23 protein-coding genes and 2 pseudogenes are annotated in these 20,521 nt (G+C 33.5%); 9 read left to right on the top strand and 16 right to left on the bottom strand.

Annotated elements, in window-relative coordinates; translation table 11 throughout:
* Positions 1-6: 6 nt before the first annotated feature.
* The 10 genes from M4I23_RS12870 to M4I23_RS12825 form a co-directional block, all read right to left on the bottom strand.
* A complete protein-coding gene (locus M4I23_RS12870; protein ID WP_249754674.1) occupies positions 7-249 on the bottom strand; it encodes a hypothetical protein in 243 nt (80 codons plus the stop codon).
* 43 nt (positions 250-292) lie between these two features.
* Positions 293-733, bottom strand: coding sequence for a DUF1440 domain-containing protein (locus M4I23_RS12865; protein ID WP_249754673.1), 441 nt, complete (start codon positions 731-733; stop codon positions 293-295).
* 133 nt (positions 734-866) lie between these two features.
* Positions 867-1,607 carry an SDR family oxidoreductase gene (locus tag M4I23_RS12860; protein ID WP_249754672.1) on the bottom strand — a complete coding sequence of 247 codons (741 nt, stop codon included), beginning with the start codon at positions 1,605-1,607 and terminating at the stop codon, positions 867-869.
* Between the two features lie 255 nt (positions 1,608-1,862).
* Positions 1,863-1,958, bottom strand: coding sequence for a hypothetical protein (locus tag M4I23_RS12855; protein WP_249754671.1), 96 nt, complete (start codon positions 1,956-1,958; stop codon positions 1,863-1,865).
* Between the two features lie 158 nt (positions 1,959-2,116).
* Positions 2,117-2,650: a YSC84-related protein gene (locus M4I23_RS12850; protein ID WP_249754670.1), complete on the bottom strand. Its 534-nt coding sequence runs from the start codon at positions 2,648-2,650 to the stop codon at positions 2,117-2,119.
* Positions 2,651-2,832: 182 nt separating this feature from the next.
* Positions 2,833-4,215, bottom strand: coding sequence for an NAD-dependent succinate-semialdehyde dehydrogenase (locus M4I23_RS12845; protein WP_249754669.1), 1,383 nt, complete (start codon positions 4,213-4,215; stop codon positions 2,833-2,835).
* 249 nt (positions 4,216-4,464) lie between these two features.
* Positions 4,465-5,766, bottom strand: a complete 1,302-nt coding sequence (locus tag M4I23_RS12840; protein ID WP_249754668.1) for an APC family permease — start codon at positions 5,764-5,766, stop codon at positions 4,465-4,467.
* Between the two features lie 207 nt (positions 5,767-5,973).
* A complete protein-coding gene (locus M4I23_RS12835) occupies positions 5,974-6,648 on the bottom strand; it encodes a peroxiredoxin-like family protein (protein ID WP_249754667.1) in 675 nt (224 codons plus the stop codon).
* A 4-nt stretch (positions 6,649-6,652) separates the two neighbouring features.
* Positions 6,653-7,648 (bottom strand): NADP-dependent oxidoreductase, encoded by a 996-nt coding sequence (locus tag M4I23_RS12830; protein WP_249754666.1) that lies wholly within the window; start codon positions 7,646-7,648, stop codon positions 6,653-6,655.
* A 4-nt stretch (positions 7,649-7,652) separates the two neighbouring features.
* Complete coding sequence (locus tag M4I23_RS12825; RefSeq protein WP_249754665.1) at positions 7,653-8,042, bottom strand: HPF/RaiA family ribosome-associated protein; 390 nt, start codon at positions 8,040-8,042, stop codon at positions 7,653-7,655.
* A gap of 450 nt (positions 8,043-8,492) precedes the next feature.
* On the opposite strand from M4I23_RS12825, the pseudogene M4I23_RS12820 reads away from it, so the two are divergent.
* The 6 genes and pseudogenes from M4I23_RS12820 to M4I23_RS12795 all read left to right on the top strand — a co-directional run.
* Positions 8,493-8,691, top strand: a pseudogene (locus M4I23_RS12820) (VIT family protein); the annotation flags it as partial.
* Between the two features lie 180 nt (positions 8,692-8,871).
* Positions 8,872-9,108, top strand: coding sequence for a hypothetical protein (locus M4I23_RS12815; protein WP_249754664.1), 237 nt, complete (start codon positions 8,872-8,874; stop codon positions 9,106-9,108).
* Positions 9,109-9,162: 54 nt separating this feature from the next.
* A complete protein-coding gene (locus M4I23_RS12810) occupies positions 9,163-9,477 on the top strand; it encodes an HPF/RaiA family ribosome-associated protein (RefSeq protein WP_249754663.1) in 315 nt (104 codons plus the stop codon).
* 10 nt (positions 9,478-9,487) lie between these two features.
* A complete protein-coding gene (locus M4I23_RS12805; protein WP_249754662.1) occupies positions 9,488-9,868 on the top strand; it encodes a hypothetical protein in 381 nt (126 codons plus the stop codon).
* 44 nt (positions 9,869-9,912) lie between these two features.
* A complete protein-coding gene (locus M4I23_RS12800; protein ID WP_249754661.1) occupies positions 9,913-10,626 on the top strand; it encodes a ZIP family metal transporter in 714 nt (237 codons plus the stop codon).
* A gap of 107 nt (positions 10,627-10,733) precedes the next feature.
* Complete coding sequence (locus M4I23_RS12795; protein ID WP_249754660.1) at positions 10,734-12,053, top strand: dicarboxylate/amino acid:cation symporter; 1,320 nt, start codon at positions 10,734-10,736, stop codon at positions 12,051-12,053.
* 134 nt (positions 12,054-12,187) lie between these two features.
* Here the strand turns inward: M4I23_RS12795 and M4I23_RS12790 are convergent, their stop codons facing one another.
* From M4I23_RS12790 to M4I23_RS12765, 6 genes and pseudogenes are all read right to left on the bottom strand, one after another.
* Positions 12,188-13,435, bottom strand: a complete 1,248-nt coding sequence (locus M4I23_RS12790) for a mechanosensitive ion channel family protein (RefSeq protein WP_249754659.1) — start codon at positions 13,433-13,435, stop codon at positions 12,188-12,190.
* An 80-nt stretch (positions 13,436-13,515) separates the two neighbouring features.
* Positions 13,516-14,805: an APC family permease gene (locus M4I23_RS12785; RefSeq protein WP_249754658.1), complete on the bottom strand. Its 1,290-nt coding sequence runs from the start codon at positions 14,803-14,805 to the stop codon at positions 13,516-13,518.
* A 272-nt stretch (positions 14,806-15,077) separates the two neighbouring features.
* Positions 15,078-15,586 (bottom strand): annotated as a pseudogene (locus tag M4I23_RS19865) (thiamine pyrophosphate-binding protein); the annotation flags it as partial.
* 199 nt (positions 15,587-15,785) lie between these two features.
* A complete protein-coding gene (locus M4I23_RS12775) occupies positions 15,786-16,097 on the bottom strand; it encodes a Dps family protein (protein WP_249754657.1) in 312 nt (103 codons plus the stop codon).
* 61 nt (positions 16,098-16,158) lie between these two features.
* Positions 16,159-16,302 carry a hypothetical protein gene (locus M4I23_RS12770; RefSeq protein WP_249754656.1) on the bottom strand — a complete coding sequence of 48 codons (144 nt, stop codon included), beginning with the start codon at positions 16,300-16,302 and terminating at the stop codon, positions 16,159-16,161.
* A gap of 229 nt (positions 16,303-16,531) precedes the next feature.
* A complete protein-coding gene (locus M4I23_RS12765; RefSeq protein WP_249754655.1) occupies positions 16,532-16,777 on the bottom strand; it encodes a lipopolysaccharide assembly protein LapA domain-containing protein in 246 nt (81 codons plus the stop codon).
* Positions 16,778-17,220: 443 nt separating this feature from the next.
* Here M4I23_RS12765 and M4I23_RS12760 point away from each other — a divergent pair, with 443 nt between their 5' ends.
* The 3 genes from M4I23_RS12760 (at position 17,221) to M4I23_RS12750 (ending at position 20,515) form a co-directional block, all read left to right on the top strand.
* The gene (locus tag M4I23_RS12760) at positions 17,221-18,855 is read left to right on the top strand and encodes a PAS domain-containing sensor histidine kinase (protein ID WP_249754654.1); all 1,635 of its coding nucleotides are present in this window, start codon (positions 17,221-17,223) and stop codon (positions 18,853-18,855) included.
* Between the two features lie 13 nt (positions 18,856-18,868).
* Positions 18,869-19,939 carry a response regulator gene (locus M4I23_RS12755; protein WP_249754653.1) on the top strand — a complete coding sequence of 357 codons (1,071 nt, stop codon included), beginning with the start codon at positions 18,869-18,871 and terminating at the stop codon, positions 19,937-19,939.
* 87 nt (positions 19,940-20,026) lie between these two features.
* Positions 20,027-20,515 carry a hypothetical protein gene (locus tag M4I23_RS12750; RefSeq protein ID WP_249754652.1) on the top strand — a complete coding sequence of 163 codons (489 nt, stop codon included), beginning with the start codon at positions 20,027-20,029 and terminating at the stop codon, positions 20,513-20,515.
* Positions 20,516-20,521: the final 6 nt, after the last annotated feature.

Raw genomic sequence — 20,521 nt, 5'->3', positions numbered from 1 at the left:
TTTTTGCTATGTTAAAGATTCTAACATTGTAGGTATAAGTTCTGCCACCGTAGGATGTGGTACTATACTATCCCTAATAACTGTATAGGGTTGCTGAGCATACATGATATTGATAATACTACTAATAATTTCATCTCCGCCCACCCCTAAAACACAGGCACCGAGAATTTTATTCGTTTGGGCATAAATCACAGCGGACATAAAGCCATGAGTCTCCCCTTTTTCTTTAGCCCTTGCAATTTTGCTCATAGACCTATGCGCTATTTTTACCTGATAACCTTTTTCTTTGGCCTCACGAAGCGTCATGCTCATCATTTTTAATAAGAAGGGCTATAACAATTCCAAAAACAACATGACCGACTACACCACTAATCAAGATCAATATCGTGTTATCGTTAGTTACAGGCATGCCTCCTACCACGTCTACTAAGATTCCTATGGCTATTTGTGCTAAGATGAATGCAGAAACACCAAATATGACTCCCTTGAGAACATTATTGTTTACACGTTTTACCCAATTTATAAAGAAAAATGCATACACTAAAGCGAATATCACACCGATTATAAAGTGCATGATCCAACCGACAAAAATAGGCAGTCCCATCATTGTGGCAAGCATTTCTGGTGGACTCATTTTAGGCATGCCAATTACAGCAGCAATCATCATAAATGCAGTCATTACAGCTGTGGCAGCAATACCACCGAGCAGTCCTTGTTTGATTTTAGTATTCATAATTCTATTGTTTAATATTTATTTTTATATGTTTAAAATGGGTCAATTTCTTGTTCACAAACTTATTTACTCCTAACGCTAACAGTTCTAGACCAAAGCCCGAACGCTCTGTACCTCCATAAGGAAGATATACTTACTGTTGTTCTGTAGGCATGATATAGACATTATTTATATCCACGCGGTTCGGTTGGGAAAGAGCATAATAAATCGCCTCCGCAATATCTTCTGGTTCGAGCGTAGTCATTTTCTGCATGGTCGATATCTTATCTATAACATCTTTGTCTGTTATAGTATCCATTAAATGTGTTGCTACAGCTCCGGGCTCAATAGAACTAACGCGTATACCATAAGCTGGAGCTAACTCCTGTCGTAAGCCGTCGGACAACATTTTTACCGCCGCCTTAGTCGCGCAATATACTGCACCACCGGGGAAATATTTATAGGCTGCTGTTGATGAAATATTGATAATATGCCCTTGTTTGTTTTTAATAAGCGTAGGAAGGATAGCAGCTACACCGTTCAATACTCCTTTTATGTTCACATCTACCATTTTCTCCCACTCATCCGTCTTTAGATTTTTAACAAAAGACAATGGCATCAACCCTGCATTATTAATTATGGCGTGTACATTACCATATTCTTCGAGTGTTTTAGCAACTAACTTTGCCATATCAGACTTCTTAGTAACGTCAGCAATGACTACTAAAGCCTCACCATTCATCTTTTCAATAGTTTTCTTAAGCGCATTCAATTTATCTTTTCTGCGAGCTGAAAGCACTACTTTGGCGCCCTCCTTTGATAATTTTAAAGCTGTTGCTTCGCCAATACCACTTGAGGCACCCGTTATTATTATTACTTTATCTTGAATATCCATTTTATAATTAATTTATAGTTTAATGATTTACTTTGAATTCAAAACACCCATAACTATCATAGAATGCAGACATCATTCCATGTCTATGATAGTCATAAATGGTTTATTATTAGTATTGCTGTGCTTGTTAAAAAGGGTCATTGAGCCCACTAATACGAATCAGTTTTTTGTTTAAAATTCTTTAATCCTCAACTCTTATAGTTCACGACCAATACCGGAGCGTTTTGTGCCGCCAAAAGGAATATCTCCCTGTGTCTAGGTAGGGTGATTAATAAATACCATTCTGGTATCGATTTGATCTGCTATTTTATTGCCGCGTTCAATGACTTCTGTAAATACGGATGCGCCCAAACCAAAATCAGAATCAATAGCCTAACGCTGTTGCCGTTTTCATCGGATCACCTGATTCTATTTTGGTTCATCTGGATTATCTTAAACGCAAGCCTAATTTGACTATAAACAATAAAGGTTGACAAATCGTTAATCTTTATTGTTGAAAAAGCTTTTAATTATTTGAATGCGTGATATTCAAATTTCTGTCCACCTACTGAAGCATCTACCATAAGCCCCGCTTTTGGTAGCGCAAAAACCACAACTCCATCTTCATAATTGACATTTTCTGATTTTCCTTTATCTGCTATTACTGCAGAAACTTCTGCAGAAAATTCATAATTACTTCCTTTAAACTTTATAAGGGCTTTATTGGTTTCAAAAAAGATAACTTCTATAAGGGATTGTCCACCTGCTTGGAGACCAATACTCACTTTTTTCAAGGAAGTCATACCAATAGTTTTTCCATTTTCATAAACAACACCATTACCACTAGCTCCACCTACAACTAACCCGCCTTTCCCAACATTTGGAAAAATCGCATATCCTGATGCATTTTTAAAGAATTTTTCTAGACCTAGATCTTTAGCTAGAAGTGTTTCTTTTGCATTTTCTGCATCTGTCATTATTTTTTTATCTTGATCATTCTGTGCATTTGTTACCAAGGCTATTAGAAAGAGAAATGCTACCATCATTTTTTTTAGAGTTTTCATGATTTTATTATTAATTGTTATAAATTAAATTGTTTTTATAGTTATTATAAACTGCCGCCTACTTATCAATTATAAACAAATAGGAAGTCTGGTAATTAAATATCCTTTGAGTTAAGAAAAGGCAATAAGTCATGTACATTTTTGATATGTTCTCATAATTTTGTGCTTTATTTTTTACACAATTAAAAAGGGTCATTGAGCCCACTAATACGAATCAGTTTTTTGTTTACAAACTCTTTAATACCCAACTCTGATAGTTCACGACCAAAACCAGAGTTTTTTGTGCCACCAAAAGGAAGATCGGCCTGTGTCCAGGTAGGGTGATTAATAAATACCATTCCGGTATCAATTTGATCTGCTATTTTTTTACCGCGTTCAACATCTTCCGTAAATATGGAGGCTCCCAAACCAAAATCAGAATCATTAGCCAAATCTATGGCTGCCTGTTGGTCTTTCACTACATAGAAGGATGCAACAGGACCAAATAACTCTTCATGATAAGCAGCAATACCCGGTTTTAAGTCCGTTAGTATAGTAGGTTCCATAAAAGCACCGTCTCTATTTGGACGTTTTCCTCCTAACAATACTTTTGCTCCTTGATCAACAGAACGTTTTACCTGATCTTCTAAATGAACAGCTGCTGCTTCACTACTTAATGGGCCTAATTCTGTTGCGGGATCCATCGGATCACCTACTTTCATTTTTGATAACTTAGCCTTAAATTTTTCAATAAACTCCTCGGCAATGGCTTCCACGGCGATAAACCGTTTGGAGGCTACACAACATTGACCGTTATTATTCATCCTACCAACAACTGCCCATTCCACTGTTTTTTCCATATCGGCATCTTCCAGTATAATAAACACATCATTACCACCTAGTTCCAGCACCACCTTCTTTAAATGTTTTCCGGCTTCCATGGCAATACTTGCACCTGCTTCTTCACTTCCCGTTAAGGACACCCCTTTTATTCTTTTATCTGCAACCAATGCGGATGCCCGTTTGCCAGGTATGAATAAATTAGTATACAATCCTTCAGGAGCTCCGGCTTCTTCGAACAGTTCCTCAATTGCAGCGGCACATTGAGGAACAATAGAGGCATGTTTAAGTAAAATAGTATTGCCCACCATAATATTGGGAGCAACAAAACGAGCTACTTGATAGTAAGGGAAATTCCATGGCATAACGCCTAACAATACTCCAATGGGACTATTTTTAATAATGGCGTTTCCATATTCTGGATTAAGTATTTTATTGCCAAGAAACGCTTCTCCATGATCTGCATAGTAATCAAAAATATCCGCACTCAAATCAATTTCTCCTTCTGCCTGGGCTAGGAGTTTGCCCATTTCTAAAGTGATGGTTTTTGCGAGTTCTGTTTTTTTGATTCGCATAAGGGTAGCTACTTTATGTAGCAGATCAGCCCTTTGCTGGTAACTGGTTTCTTTCCAATGAGTAAAAGCTATTTGGGCTTTCGCTACCTTGGTGTCAACGGTTTTATCCGTCATTTCTTCGAACGATTTTACTATCTTATTTGTATTCGGATTAACTGTTTGAATGGACATATTAATTAAATTTCTAATTATTTAGTACGAGGAAATATTCCAAGACTATTTTGAAAGCATTTTCAAAAGCATGCTTCAATTTTATGGCTCAGAATGGCTAACCTAAATTAGTTGAATGACTTTCAGGAAGCTTTAACAAGCTAGAGGTATTATAGATTAGTTGCGTTACACAATTAATACTAATGATCACGTAATTTTCACACCAAAATGTGCGACGGGTCAAAAAACATACAGCATATTTATTATCTTTCAAGTGTTTTTATTCTTTTTTAAAAACCATTTCTCACCTGTAAACACTAAAACAATTCCGATTACTGAAACAATAACAACAAAAATGTCTGAGGTTGCTTTAACCCACAAAAAGGCAGCTAAGACAATAAAATCAAGTAATAGTGCTGATATCAATATCACTCCATTCGCTTTTACATCTCTTCTTAAATGTTTAAAAACGCCCCAATGAACAATCATATCCATCACTAAATAGAATATGGCTCCAATAGAGGCAATACGCGATAAGTCAAAGAAAATGGTTAAGGCAATTGCAATGACAACAACATAAATTAGCATGTGTTTTTGAATGCTTCCCGACATACCGAAATGGCTGTGCGGTATAAGCTTCATATTAGTTAACATTGCGGTCATACGAGATACAGCAAAAATGCTAGCGATTACTCCCGAAATTGTAGCTACAATAGCTATGCCTACAGTGAAATAAAGGCCGTAATTTCCAAAAGCAGGTCTTGCTGCCTCCGCTAAAGAGTAATCTTTTGCTATTACTATTTCAGGGATTGACAAACTGGCGTTTACGGCAATGGCCACTAAAAAATAAACGACAGTGCAAATGAGTAAAGAAATGATAATGGAACGTCCCACATTTTTGTGCGGTTTGATAATTTCGCCTCCACTATTGGTAATCGTTGTAAAACCTTTAAACGCCAATATTGAAAGTGCAATAGCCCCTATATAATTTACTACTGAATAGTCTTCTGAATGAGCTGATGTAGGTATTAAATCACCAAAAGTGAAATGAGCGGCCCACAAACCCCCAATTGCAAAGACAAGAATACCTGCTATTTTTACAAATGCCATGAATTGTGAGGTCTTCCCGATAACCTTATTTCCAGATACATTAACAATATATGCGAGTATCAATAAAGCGACACCTAAAGACGGCACCCATAGGGCTCCATTTTCTAAATCAAAAAGTTGCATGGTATAAGCCCCAAATGTTCTGGCTACCAAACTTTCATTAATAATCATCGAAAGTGCCATCAAAACGGAGGCAGCTGCTGTGAGTGTTGTCTTTCCGTAGGCTTTCATTAAAATCATGGCTATCCCACCGGCAGAAGGGTATGCATTGGAAACCTTGATGTAGGAATACGCACTAAAACCGGAAATGACTGCTCCTATAATAAAGATGTATGGAAACCATGTTCCGGATAATTCAGCTACCTGCCCCAAAAGAGCAAATATTCCAGCACCAATCATAACACCTGTACCAAGAGCAACACTTCCTTTAAGCGTTAAACTATTTTTTTTATAGTGTTCCATTTGTTTAGTTCGTCTTTTCCGTTCTGCTTTTCTCTTTTTGAATTCTTCTTTGTCAATTTCGCCATTGACAAAGCGGGCTTTCAGTGTTTCAAGTATTGAGCCTTCACTAATAGATTAATTGCTTCTTTTGAAATAATCCACTACCACTTTTTAATGCGGTAATAAAAAAATTCACGAGTATCAAACCAATAATCTATCCGTGCATCATTATTTTGTTTTTAATGATTTCAGCACCTTAATGATATCTTTTGGTTCTGCTCTGTTTCTATATTCAGCATCTAAAAAGGCATAAACTATCACTCCCTTTTGGTTAATAATATAGGTTGCGGCTAAAGGCAGCTCATCACTACTATCGCCATTATATGCATGTAAATCAAAACCCGTTTGGTAAGATTCTGCTAGTTCTTTAGTAAGTCTATATACCACACCGTACGCTTTGGCTATCTTATTTCCCACATCACTCAAAACCTCAAACTCAAGCTTATTCTTTTCCTTAGTAGTCATTGATTTATCCGGTAATTCTGGTGTTAACGCCAAAAGATTAGCGCCTTCTGCTTTAAAAGAGGGCAGCTCTGTCTGCAAACGATTTAAAGTAATATTGCAATATGGGCACCATCCACCTCTGTACCAAGTGAGAATTACAGGACCATCTTTTAAATAATCCGCCAAAGCAACTTCTTTGTTGCTTGCATTTTTTAGTTTAAAATCTGGGGCTCGGTCTCCCACTTGTTTTGCTGAGGTTTCCACTCCACTGCTTTTAACAGCAGCTATACCTTCTGCATATAATTTCTTTTTTTCGTCAGTAGCACTAGTGTTAAAATCTGCTTTTTTTGCATCCAAGGTGGATTGCAAACTTGTGGTTGTGTTTTTTGTAGTTTCCATTTATTTAAACTTTTACAATCATTTTCCCTTTATTTTTTCCATCAAACAAATCAATAAATGCCTGTGGAATGTTGTCGAACCCTTCAACAATGGTTTCGCTGAACTTTAGTTTATCAGCTTTCATCCAAGCCGTTAACTGTTTGGTGGCTGCAGGAAATTTTCCTGATAAATCACCGATGATGAACCCGCGCATAGTAGCGCTTTTAGTCAGGATAATAGGTTGCAATCTAGGACCAACTGGAACCTCCGTTTTGTTGTAGAGTGAAATAGCTCCACAAACCGGCAATCGTGCGTACTTATTGATGTTAGCTAAAACAGCGTCTGAAATCTCCCCACCTACATTGTCAAAATAGATATCTACTCCTTTTGGGCAGGCACTTTTAACAGCTTCTTTCAAATCAGGCGTTGTTTTATAATTTATAGCGTGATCAAAATTGAACTTAGATGTAAGTAGGTCAACTTTTTCATCTGAACCAGTAACTCCTACCACTTTACAACCTAACAATTTGCCAATCTGACCCACGACTGTTCCAACAGCTCCGCCCGCACCAGACACAACAATAGTTTCGCCTTTTTTTGGCAGTCCTATTTCCGTTAAACCTAAATAAGCGGTAAGCCCAGTCATTCCTAAAATCCCTAAATAACTTGATAATTTAGCTTCATTTTGATTTACTTTTTGCAAACCTTTTCCGTTGGAGGTTTGGTATTCCTTCCATTCTAAACTACCAGACACAAAATCCCCTTTTTTGAAATCTGCCTGTTTGCTTTCTATCACTTCGGCTATGATTCCCGATTGTATTGGTTTATTTAATTCGAACGGAGGAACATAGGATTTAGTGTCATTCATCCTGCCTCGTAAGTATGGATCGACCGAGACATAAACTGTTTTTAATAAAACAGCACCATCTTTGGTAACAGGAAGTTCTTCGCTGATAAATTTAAAATTGTTCAATGCCGGTTTTCCCTGTGGGCGATTGTTTAAAATAATTACTTTATTCATGTTTTTAAATTTTTATAGGTTCGCTTTTCATCCCAAATAAAAAGCTAATCATTGCTTTTGTAGTGATTGCTAAGTTTATTTCGATATTCTTTAATCGCCACTCTATGGTATCTAATGAAACCTTTAATTTTTTAAGCGCATCATTCACTGCTGTTTCTACAGTATTTGCATTACTGGTAACAGTAATGGACTGCCTATTTTCAAGCCTTGCTTCGAGCATACAACGATTGTCATGCTCTTCATTTTTCAGGCTATTTTCATCTGACAGATGAACTTCAATTCTTGTTATATTATCACTAAAATTCGATAATTCATCTTTTATTATTGTGTTCAAATAGCTTTGAAGTCTTTCATCTCCATCTGTATTTTTATCGATATTTAATTGAATTATCAAGATTTTTCTGTGTTAAAGATTATTATGTAATTTATACTTTCTTTTCTTTGGGCTGAATTATGGAATCAACTTTATTGTAAATTTTGCCCCTCGGTTTACTTTGCTTTTTACTTATTTTTCTACTTGAACTTTTACCATATACAATCCTATTCCTTTTCCTTCGGCTTTGCTGGTATGAAAACCTAAAAAGCGACTCTCTGAAAAGTGACTCGAACATGAAAGAGCTTATTCTCCACAACCTTTTAATTAATCCTAATTCGCAGTACTAAGAGAAACGTAAACTTCATTGTACTCGCTATTGTATGAAGCGTGTTATATATTGATATTTAGTTCAATACTTCAAAAGTAAGTGGGTAATAAGAAATGCAAAATGACCTGGGTCATTCGTATATAAAATTAAATAGTCAACCTTTGTTTCATAATATTTAATATAAAAATCAACAACATTTTATGACTAAAAATTCGGAGAAATTAGATAATTATTTAGACGATCACTATATACATCGCAGTTCTTGGTGTTAACAATGGCATTATTTCAATTACAAGTCTTGCTATTGGTGTTGCTACAGCAAGTAACACCAGAGGTGCTATTTTTTTGACAACATTAGCAGGTTTAGTTACTGGTGAGCTATTGATGGTTATAGGAGAATTGGAAAGCTATTTTAAAAATTAAGTTTTGGGGAACTGTCTCCAAGAGTATAATGGCTATAGTTGGTTATATTTTCCATACTAATACTGGATAAATAATTACACCTAGTAAAGAGGCTTATAATTAAAATACTTTAGTAAGTAAGTAAACAAAAAAAACAATATTTAAAAATCATAAAAAATGAAAAAAGAGAAATTTAGTAATCCTATAGACAAAAATATAAAAGGTATTGAAAATCACAAAAAAGCAGCGTCCTATTTACAAGCTGCTGCAAACCACCACCTAGAGGCAGCGACTCATCATCAAGAAGGAAACCACCAAAAAGCAGCGCAAAGTACAATAGCTGCACATGGTAATTTTAACCTTGCCAATAAAGCTCAAAAAAAAGATATTAAACAACATGCTATAAATGGCTAATTCAATACACCTTATTAGAAACTAATACAAAAGAGTATTAAAAAATTATAAAACATGACAATTCAAATAAATACAGATAAGACTATTACTGGAGAAAAAAGAAGTTCCGATTTTTTTACTTCTCAAATTAACGAAGCACTACAAAGATTTGAATCTCATATTACCAGAATAGAGGTTCACTTGAAAGATGAGAATGGAGACAAAGACGGGTTTAATAACATTTACTGCTTACTAGAAGCTCGACTTGAAGGTAGACAACCAATTGCGATAACTACCCAGGCTGACACCACAGACCTTGCTGTTTCGGATGCAATTAGCAAAATAAAATCTGCTTTAAAAACTATTATTGGAAAAATGAAAAAACATTAATATAAAAAATATGAAAACACAAAAAACATTAGGTATTTGGATGGATCATTCAACGGCCAATTTAATTGATTTAGATGCCAAGAAAAACAAGCCTTCTATTACATCAAAATTCTCTTCAGACATAAAAGAAGATGCTTTGAATAGAAGTGAAAGTTTGATGCATAACAAAAGACAACAAATGAATGAAGATTTTTACGAAAAAATTGGATTTGAAATTTTGAAATATAACCAAGTGCTTTTATTTGGACCAACAAATGCAAAAGTAGAACTATATAATTACTTGAATAAAGATTTACACTTTAAGGACATCAAAATTGATATAGAATCAGCTGATAATATAACTGATAATGAACAGGTTGCTTTTGTGAAAAAGCATTTTAAACTAAGTTAATCCCAATAAGTTCAAGTTCAAAACAAGTGTAAATATCTTTCTATATGACGGTGCTACAACTCGTATTAGTTTATTCTTTAATCTCAGGAGCAACTGTTTTTTTAGGGGGATTATTGTCTTATTATTTTAGTACTTATACTAAACCAGGATTAATAAAAACTGAAATCGCCCATAGCTCCATAGCCTTTGGAGGCGGTATTTTAATGGCCGCTGTGTCTTTAGTTTTGATTCCGGAAGGCATGAAGGTGCTTTCATCAATTCCTATGGGCATAAGTTTTCTGGCAGGTGCAATAACCTTCTTTTTTATAGATCGTTATATTGAAAAAAAAAGAGGTACCATGGCACAGTTATTAGGAATGCTTTCAGATTTTGTACCAGAATCCATTACTATGGGCGCCGTATTTTTAACAAATCCTCAACTAGGCATTTTATTAGCCATCATTATTGGGATTCAAAATTTACCAGAGGCCTTTAATGCCTATGCCGATCTAAAATCTAAATATTCTGCCAAGACCTGTTTAATCATTCTTTTCCTCTTGAGTTTTTCAGGTGTCGTTTCTGCATTATTAGGTTATTACTTTTTGTCCGCAATGCCAATGACCGTTGCTGTACTCATGCTTTTCTCATCTGGTGGAATTATCTATCTAATTTTTCAAGATATAGCACCGTTGTCAACCATGAAAAAAAATTGGGTTCCTGCACTTGGAGCTTGTTTTGGCTTTTTAATCGGGATGATTTTTTTAAAAATGATAACGTAAATTCATATCCGCATATAAGATTCATGAGTTGATTATTGACCTATAAAAAGTATGTCCATACAATCTTTAAAATAGTCGAGACTGTTGCTAAATATTAAAATGAAATTATGATAAAATTCAGACCGCTCAATAGTCTATCAGTTCATTTAGATCATCTTATTAAAGGCCGCTTATGGCTTAAAGTAATTATTGGTTTAGTTTTAGGAGCGGGAATAGGAATACTCCTTAATCCATCTACAGGTTTACTTTTAGAAAATAATAGTTTAAAAATTGCTGATTGGCTAGATCTACCTGGCCAAATTTTTATGAGGTTGGTACAAATGATTATGATTCCGTTGATATTTACATCAATCATTACAGGGATTGTAGGTAACACATCAAAAAACCTTAAAACCTTTGGTCTCAGATTATTGTTATATTTCGTTTTTACAACTGCTGTAGCCATTGCAATAGGTTTGGTAGTAACATTAATCTTGAAACCTGGTCAGTATATTTTCGAACTCGGAGGGTTTCCGAATAGTAGTGAAAGTCAAATAATTCCTGACAAGCAAACTGACCTTATCGAGAACATTCCAAATACGATATCAAATCTTATTCCTAATAACCCAATGGAGTCTATTTTAACGGGAGAAATGTTAGGTGTGGTTGTTTTTACCATCATTATTGGTGTCGCAATTACACAACTCCAACCCAAAATTGCAAAGCCTATTATTAGATTCTCGGAAGCCATTCAGAAAATCTGCATGATTGTAGTATCGTGGGCTATGATACTTGTTCCTTATGCTGTATTTGGCTTGATTGCAGCATTACTATCAAGGACTAGTATTGAAATATTTCTTGGTTTGGGTTATTATATGGGAGTAGTAATTCTAGGTCTGATGATATTATTGATGTTTTATTTAGTGATGGCCTTGGTTATCACCAAGAAAAATCCTTTCAAGTTCCTAAAAGCCATAAGAGATCCCCAACTGTTGGCGTTTTCTACTGCCAGTTCTGCAGCTGTTATGCCCCTTTCTATGAAAACAGCAGACGAAAAACTAGGCGTATCTTCTAATATTAGTGATTTTGTTATCCCAGTTGGAGCTACAATCAATATGGATGGAACGGCATTATTTCAATGTGTAACCACCTTATTTATGGCACAAGCCTATGGTATTGAATTGTCTATAATGAGTCTTCTATTAATTACCTTTACCGTTGTGGCTGCCTCTATTGGAACGCCAGCTATTCCCGGAGGAGGCGTTATTATTCTTACCTCAGTATTACAAAGCTCAGGAATTCCAATTGAAGGTCTTATCATTATTATTGGAATAGACCGTATTTTGGGAATGTTTAGAACTGCGGTTAATGTAACCGGAGATTTAACAGCATGCATTATATTTAATAAATTTTATGGAGCAAACACAAATACGCTTTCTGAACATTGATAAATGGTATTGATATCTGTTATGCAGAAGAGAACCCTATTCGTATTTCGATATATTAAAAAAGGAATTGATATAATTAGTTTTTCTCTTCTTGATAATCTTTAAGCACACAAAAAACTTAAATCAAATGATGATTACTTTTGTATCGCTAAAGAAGTTGGCAGTTCAAAAACTTCTAATTCAAAACTAGACATGGCAGCCAAAAGATGATCAAAAATATCGGCCATAACGTATTCATAATTTTCCCAACGTTTATCGTTACTAAACGCATAGACTTCCAAAGAAATACCTTGTGGTGTTGGTGCTAATTGTCTAACCATCATGGTCATGTTCTTATTGATGGCAGCATGTTTTTCAAGATATATAGAAACATATTTACGAAACACACCAAAATTAGTCAAATTTCTACCATTTATATTCAAGGATTTATCTGCTTCCTGCTGGGTATTATATGTATTAATTTCGTTGGTTCGACTATTTAAATATTGAGTAATCAATTGTATTTTTTTAAGTTTGGTCACATCTTCATCCGAAAGAAAACGAATACTTTTTTGACTGATGATTAACGCACGTTTGATTCGCCTTCCTCCAGAAACCTGCATACCTCTCCAATTTTTAAATGAATCTGAAATTAGAGCATAGGTAGGTATAGTAGTAATTGTATTATCAAAATTTTGCACTTTTACTGTGGCTAAGTTGATTTCTGTGACATCGCCATCAGCTCCATACTTCTCATAAGTAATCCAATCACCGATACCTACCATATCGTTTATACTGACCTGAATACTTGCAACCAGACCCAAAATAGAATCCTTGAAAACTAATATGATTACTGCGGATCCTGCACCAAGAGCTGTAAAAAACTTCCAAAATTCAACACCTGTAATTATGGCAAAAATAGTCATAACACCAACAATCCAAGCAAAGATCATAAAGACCTGTATATAGCTATCAATCGGCTTGTCGTGAAACCTTGGCTTAGTTTTTAAATAATCAGTCGTGCTTTTAAATAATCTTTTAACCAAGGCTATTACTAAAAGAACTAATAATATCTGAAGTATTTTTAACACTATAACACCAGCGTAATCAAAATCGATAAACGCAATAGGTACAAACTTGAATAAGAGTATTAAAGGGAAAATATGAGCCACAAAACGTGGAACCCTATGGGTTACTAAAAAATTATCAAAATCTGTCTTTGATTTTTGCGTTATCCGAACCGATAGTGCACGTAATACTTTCCAAATAATAAGGTCTAGTAACCATACCAAAAGCAGTATGATTGCCAACAAGATAATTAAATTGAAATACGAGACGAGGTTTTCGCCCATACCTGTCTTTAAAAGATAATTATAGAGAATTCGGGATAGTCTGTTTTCCATCTTTTAAATTAATGAGTGTTTTGATAAAAATATTTTGAAAACATAAAGTGGACTTAAGTTATTTCTCGGTTAATTGAATTTCAATTACTTTTAGTAACTTTTCTATTTGTAATTAATCTTGCAGTTAATTCTATCAAGAACGATAGAACAAGTAATCCAACAAACAAAAAAAGAATAGTATATGAGTCTTTAATAGAATATATCAAAAACAATACGATTACAGTTAAGGTTGTTAGCAATGCGGTAACAACTAAAAATTTTGAAGCTTTAGTTTGATGAATAATTTTTAGATGACCTAAATGAGTTACAGCGTGAATAGACAACATAGCAATGGAACCTACGGCAGCTATTTGTAATAAATCTAGAAAAACTATTAGCAAGCCTGTTAATAATAAACTAACTAATAATCCCACTCTGCTATTTCCGATTTGTTTGGAAAAAAAACTTGGGAACTCACCATCTTTTGCCATTTGATAAGAGATTTTAGTTGCTGCATATAATGTTGCATTTATAGTTGATGCTGTAGCAAAAAGTGCCGTAACTGAAATGATAGTATAACCAAGGTTACCAAAAACAGGTTTTGAGGCTTCGGCTAAAGCATAATTCTTAGCTTCAATTACCTTATCAACTTCCAAGTTGCCAAAAACAGCATATGCTAAAGTAGTATAGATAACCATAGTTATACCTATTGAAATGAAAATTGCTTTCATCAAGTTTTTTTCTGGATTAACAATATCTTCAGCAGTATGTGTAATTATTCTAAATCCTTCGTATGAAAAGAATGTAATTGCAATACTAAATAATATTTTATTTGATGAAGGATATAATGCTGGTGCCATCAATTCAGGTTTCATATAGATTAGCCCCACAGTAGCAAATATTACTAATATTATAATGGTAATTACAATTGATACATTCTGGAACTTTACAACTTTTTTTATTCCAAAATATTGAATTATTCCAATTAGTAACATTATTGATAAAGCAAATATATTGATGTATATCAGCGATTCTTTTAAATTAAATAATACAGCAGCATAACTTCCAAAGGCTTTAGCTAAAAGTGCCAGTGTTATTATGGATGATAGATACAATAAAACGCTTATTCCTCCAGAAAAAACATTTAATCCAAATGCCTGAGCTACATATTTAACAATACCTCCAGCTGCAGGAAAACTAGCTCCTAACTTAGCTAACGAATAGCCGCTAATAGCGGCAATAATTCCGCCTAGAATAAAAGATATATAAACTGCTTTGCCTGCAATTGCTCCAGCCTCTCCCATTAGTGCAAATATCCCTGCTCCTACCATGGCTCCTACTCCTATTCCAACTGCTGACCATAATCCAATTTTATTTTTTGACTTATCCATTCCCTGTTTTTTACAAACATTGCTAATTCAAGTAGCTATTGGTAATTAAACCTCTAAATTGTTTTATGTTTTAATAACTTCCTTCATAATGCTTTATATTAATTCCCGTAAGTATTTTAATTCACTCTTGGTTGTATCTACTATTTTAGCAAATTTTCCACTGACCATCATTTTGCCCATGGATTGTGCAAAGCCTTTCACTTGTTCGAAATTTAAGGAAGGAGGCATTGCCACGGCTTTAATATCTGTAAAAATATTTATATTAGATTATGTACGGATTCTAGTTTGGCTGCAGCCACATCACCTGGGAGTGCTAAAACAGAAACACCCTTCATGCTTATGGCATGCTGAATAGCGGTTTACAATCCATATTATGGCTTGTTTTGGTGTATTCGTTTGAAATACATATTTCGCGCAATCTTGAAATAGAGATTCAGGTCTTGTCTCTTGAAAATTGTCCAACCCCATTTTTCAGTATGAATGGTTGAAGCAATAACAATAACAGGATTTCCAGCTTTGTTGGCATCATATAGTTGATTAACTAAATGAACATGCCCAGGTCCACTACTTCCCATGCAACAACCTATGTCGTTCAACTCAGCTTCCATAGAGCATCATAAGCTCCTGCTTCCTCATGCCTTACAGGTATCCATTGTAGCCTGCCATCTCTACGTATAGCATCATTAACTGGATTGAGACTGTCTCCAATTATGGCATAAATTCTTTTGACACCCTCTGACACAAGCATTTCTACTATTTGATCAGATACATTTTTTGACATAACTCTATTGTTTTAAATTAAAACTATTATTATAAAAAAAAGTGGTTACAATGGTCGGGGATAAGCATAGTAAATGATTTCGGATAAATTCATTGTCAGTTCACCACACAACAAATTTTATTTACCCCAAGATATAAATACCCAATTTCTTTTTTCAAGATTCTGTATAAAATCAGTTACAATCTGTTCTGTAACATTATCACCGGGATATGGCTAAAACCTCAGTCATACTCATTAATGGTTTCAAACCAAAAACCCTTATTTTTTCAGCAATAATGTCAATATGTAATTTTACAGTATTGTATTCATTTTGAAATTCTTGATGCAATTCGAAAAAATATCGACCTTCAATATTCCAATGAAAATTTCGCAATTTGTGATAATGGACTTGATAATTTGCTAATAATTGATTTAATGCCACTACGATTTCTGTCGAATTTAGAAAAGTAAAGCCTAATTTTATAAATGGCTTTCTATCTTTCATTGCATTCTTCTTTTCTGCAATTTTCATAATTGTAAGCGTTTTATTCATTCAAAAAAATGTAACTATATTTTTCTCCATCTTCCCACTATTATTCCTTTGTTTTACTATCCTTAATAGTTTCTCTTTTTATATCAAACTTTTTATTTTCAATATTTAAATCACCCGTTGGATTTGTAGGGTTAGTTTGTTCCTTTGTTATTTTAAATTTTCTTTTATTGTTTATTATTCCCATGATTTTTGTTTTTAGGGTTAGTACTCAATCTAATGACTAGGCCGAGGTATATCTAATTAATAGAGTTAAACCTATGTTAAGTCACTAATTTATAAATAATTAAAACTTACACGGGTTTTTAATAACTGTTATCAACCTATCTATAACAATTAAAGTCATCAGGTCTTTAATCAAAAATATTTATTTTATGTCTTCCTTTCGGACTATATATACATTATTGGTTTCCCCTCTAATTCTTTAATAATTTCAACATCTCTTTAAATGTAGATTTAAGAGCAATAATTATAGGTGTTAGAATAAAAATTGTAGTTAAAACACCTAAAGAAAACAAAGAAAAAATCAATAACGATAATGACATTTTAATATCCCAAAATAATAAAGAAACCGTTACTTTATTAATGTTTTGAAGTGTGAATACAACAAGAAAAATAAGGACAATAATTGTTAGTGTTATATAAGTTATTCTTTGTTTCATTTTAAGTGAGTTTAAACTATTAGCTCCTTTATTAATTATTCAAAATGGCTTTTAACATCTCATTTTTTTTATGATTAAAAACTAATCGCTGCTTCAATATTAAATCCATCAAATTCTGCTCCTGAAAATCTTCCACTCTATGCATTCCCATGATTACAGGGTTTTATAATTAAATGATTATTAATATCATAATTATAGCAAACTTATGGTAAGATGCAGCCATTTAGAATGACCTGTATCAGTCTGCCTTATATTATGCGAAAACATGATTTTCTAAAGGATGCTTTTTAGCTACACACTATTAAATGCCTGAAAAAAAATCAAATTCACAATTATTAACGACCAATTAAAACAGCATATTTAAATAATTGAAAATCAAATAAATAATATAATTTATATCATTTTAAATAGCCTACATTGTAAACTTCACAAGGTTATACAATATGGACAAAGAATTACAAGGATTAGAGTTTTTTCAAGACATTTTTCAATCTTCTGTGGAAGGCATTTTAGTGGTTGATTCAGATGGTATCATTATTAAAGCAAATCCAGCTAGTGAAGAACTCTTTGGTTATAAAACACGTGAGCTTATAACTCAAAAAGTAGAAAACCTTATCCCAAATAAATTCAAAATAAATACTAAAAGCCATAGAGAAGGATACATCGTAAAACCAAAGACGAGAACAATGAGTCAAAATTTAGATTTATGGGGACTAAAAAAAAACGGCTCTCAATTTCCTTTAGAAATTAGCTTAACACCAACAATAATAAAGCAAAAACAAGTTGTAATAGCTTTTATAATTGATATTTCGAAGCGGGAAGAAATAGAAAAGAAACTACACATTAGTCAAACTCAGCTAAAAACTTATTCTGAAGAATTAGAGAAAGAAGTCACCAGCAGAACTAGCGAACTAACCACGACAGTTCAAAAACTAGTAGCCTCGAATTTAAGTCTCGAAGACCAAATGCAGGAAACACAAGAGGCAGAGAAAAGAGCTATTGCGAATAAATCCTTATCCTCTGCAATTGCTAAGAATTTCCCTCATGGGTTTATAATTGTTTTTAATCTAAATTTTGAAATACTACTTATAGAAGGTCAGGCTATTATACCATTAGGCTTAGATAAAATGATTTTTGAAGATACAACCGCTGATGACATCGGCATATTTTCCGATAAACAAAAAACAAAACTAAAAAAAGATATTTTAAAAACAATTGCTGGTGAACACCTTAGCTTTGAAATAATTTACAAAAACCAATACTTCTCTGTAAACACAACACCTCTGTTTAATGAGCAAGCCATTATCTCAAGCTCGCTATTTGTTTATAGCAATATCACAGCTCAAAAAAAAACTGAAAGAGATGCTAAAAATGCCTTAAAAAAAGAACAGGAACTTAACGAGTTAAAATCAAGGTTTGTTTCTATGGCATCCCACGAGTTTAGAACACCGTTAAGTGCCATACAGACCTCTGCTATTCTTATAAACAAGCAAAATGAAATCGGCAAAGAACCAAAACTTGAGAAATATGTGGCTCAAATCATGAGAAATGTAAAACTTATGGTTGTTATATTGAATGATTTCTTATCCCTCAGTAAATTGGAAGAAGGAAAGGTTGAAGCCCATAAGAAAGTATTTGATTTTATCCACTTTTCTAAAATATTTATAGAAGAAGTGTCTACAACTAAAAAAATAGGGAAAAATATCATTTTAGAAGCACCAGACCATCCGCTTTTAATAAATCTTGATCCAAAACTAATGCGTACTATCTTGATGAATTTAATATCCAATGCAATCAAGTATTCTCCAAAAAACACAGATATCCATATTAAAATTGAAGAAAGTGACGCATTTGTCACGCTTCAAGTTCAAGACCAAGGCATTGGCATTCCAGATGACGAACAAGAGAAACTATTCGAGCGTTTTTTTAGAGCAAAAAATACACAGAATATTGAGGGCACAGGACTTGGTCTTAATATCGTAAAGCAATATGTAAATCTTATGGATGGCACCATTGATTTTACTAGTGAAATCAATAAAGGCACAACTTTTTTAATTAAGTGGCCAAAAACCCAGTAAACAAAATAAAACGATGACAAAAATACTTTTAATAGAAGACAATCAAGATGTAAGAGAAAATACAGCAGAAATCTTAGAATTAGCAAACTATGAGGTTTGCACTGCAGAAGATGGTAAGAAAGGTCTTGAAGTTGCAATGCGTACACAACCAGATATTATTATCTGTGATATTATGATGCCAGAAATGAATGGATACGATGTATTACTTCATTTAAATAAAGATAAAACAATAGCTAGTACCCCTTTTATTTTCCTAACTGCTAAAACAGAACGAATAGATGTTAGAAAAGGAATGAATCTAGGTGCCGATGATTATCTTACTAAACCTTTTGATGAAAGCGAATTATTAGATGCTGTTGCCTCAAGACTTAAAAAACATAGTTTCCTTAAAAAAGAATTCTCTAAGGATATTGAAGGTGTTAATCAATTTTTTAATGATGTATCAGTACACGAAGGTATGGAAAGCCTTTCTGAAGATCGTGAGGTGGAAACATTCAATAAAAAAGACTTTATTTTTATGGAGGGTGATGCAGCAAATACACTATATTTTATCCAGAAAGGCACTATAAAAACATATAAGACAACCGAGTCTGGTAAATGTTTAGTAACAGGTATGTTTGGACCTGGACAATTTGTAGGGCAACTATCTCTACTAACTAATAAAGGTATTTATAGAGACACTGCAACAGCTCTAGAGCTAGCAGAAGTTTTTAAGATTCCTAAAGCTGATTTCACAACCTTGCTTTTTGGTGATAAGTTGATTTCAAATAAATTCATTACCATGATTTCCAACAATTTAATTGATCTTCAAGAACAACTAATAAGTATGGCATTTGCCACAGTTAGGCAACGTTTAGCAAAAGTATTATTAGATTTATTTAACAATGAAATACTTAATAACTCTACAAATGAAGGCATTAATATATCAAGAGAAGATTTAGCAAATCTTATGGGTACAGCTACTGAGACGGCTATTAGAATGCTAACTGACTTTAAAGATGAAGCCTTAGTAATCATTGGTTCTCATAGAGAAATCATTATTGAAAATAAAAAAGACTTAGAAGATATTGCCCTTTTTGGATAAAACTAGATAGGTTGACCCTCGTCATTGAAGAAAAGAAATATTACTAATAATTTAGCGGTACGTTAAAACTAAACTAATATTTAAAGCATGTCTTCTAAAGAACTTAACAGATCACAAAAACGATTCCTTATACATACATATTCAAGCCTATCTAAAATAGAAATGGTATTGCTCCATATTCATAATAATAATAATATACCGCTTCAGTTATCTATCTTGGGTAAGCTTACTACCAATACCGGAATTACTAAAAAAGAACTTGAAAAAATAATAACCGATATAAAACAGCAATTAAGTGCTGTATTAGGCGAGCAATTTCAATTTGGATATTTCCATAATCCTGAAATTGGCTCCTTATTTATTGCAGGTCACTTAACCCCTACATTCCTTAATAAAATTGATGAAAGAGAGCTCGCATCTTTACCCTCAGGTCTTTTAGGAATATTTAAAGGGTTGGGAATTGAGGTTGAAGAAATTAATAACTATTTAGATGAGCTGAAAAATGACAATTATTGTTTAATTATTCGAGGAGAAAACAGTTTGTTAGATACTATAGAACCTACATTAAATGTATAATAATTA

Origin of the sequence: Algibacter sp. L4_22 (genome assembly GCF_023473045.1) — a bacterium.
GTDB lineage: Bacteria > Bacteroidota > Bacteroidia > Flavobacteriales > Flavobacteriaceae > Algibacter.
Note: the sequence above shows the minus strand (reverse complement) of the source record. Positions and strands in the feature narration are given on the sequence as shown.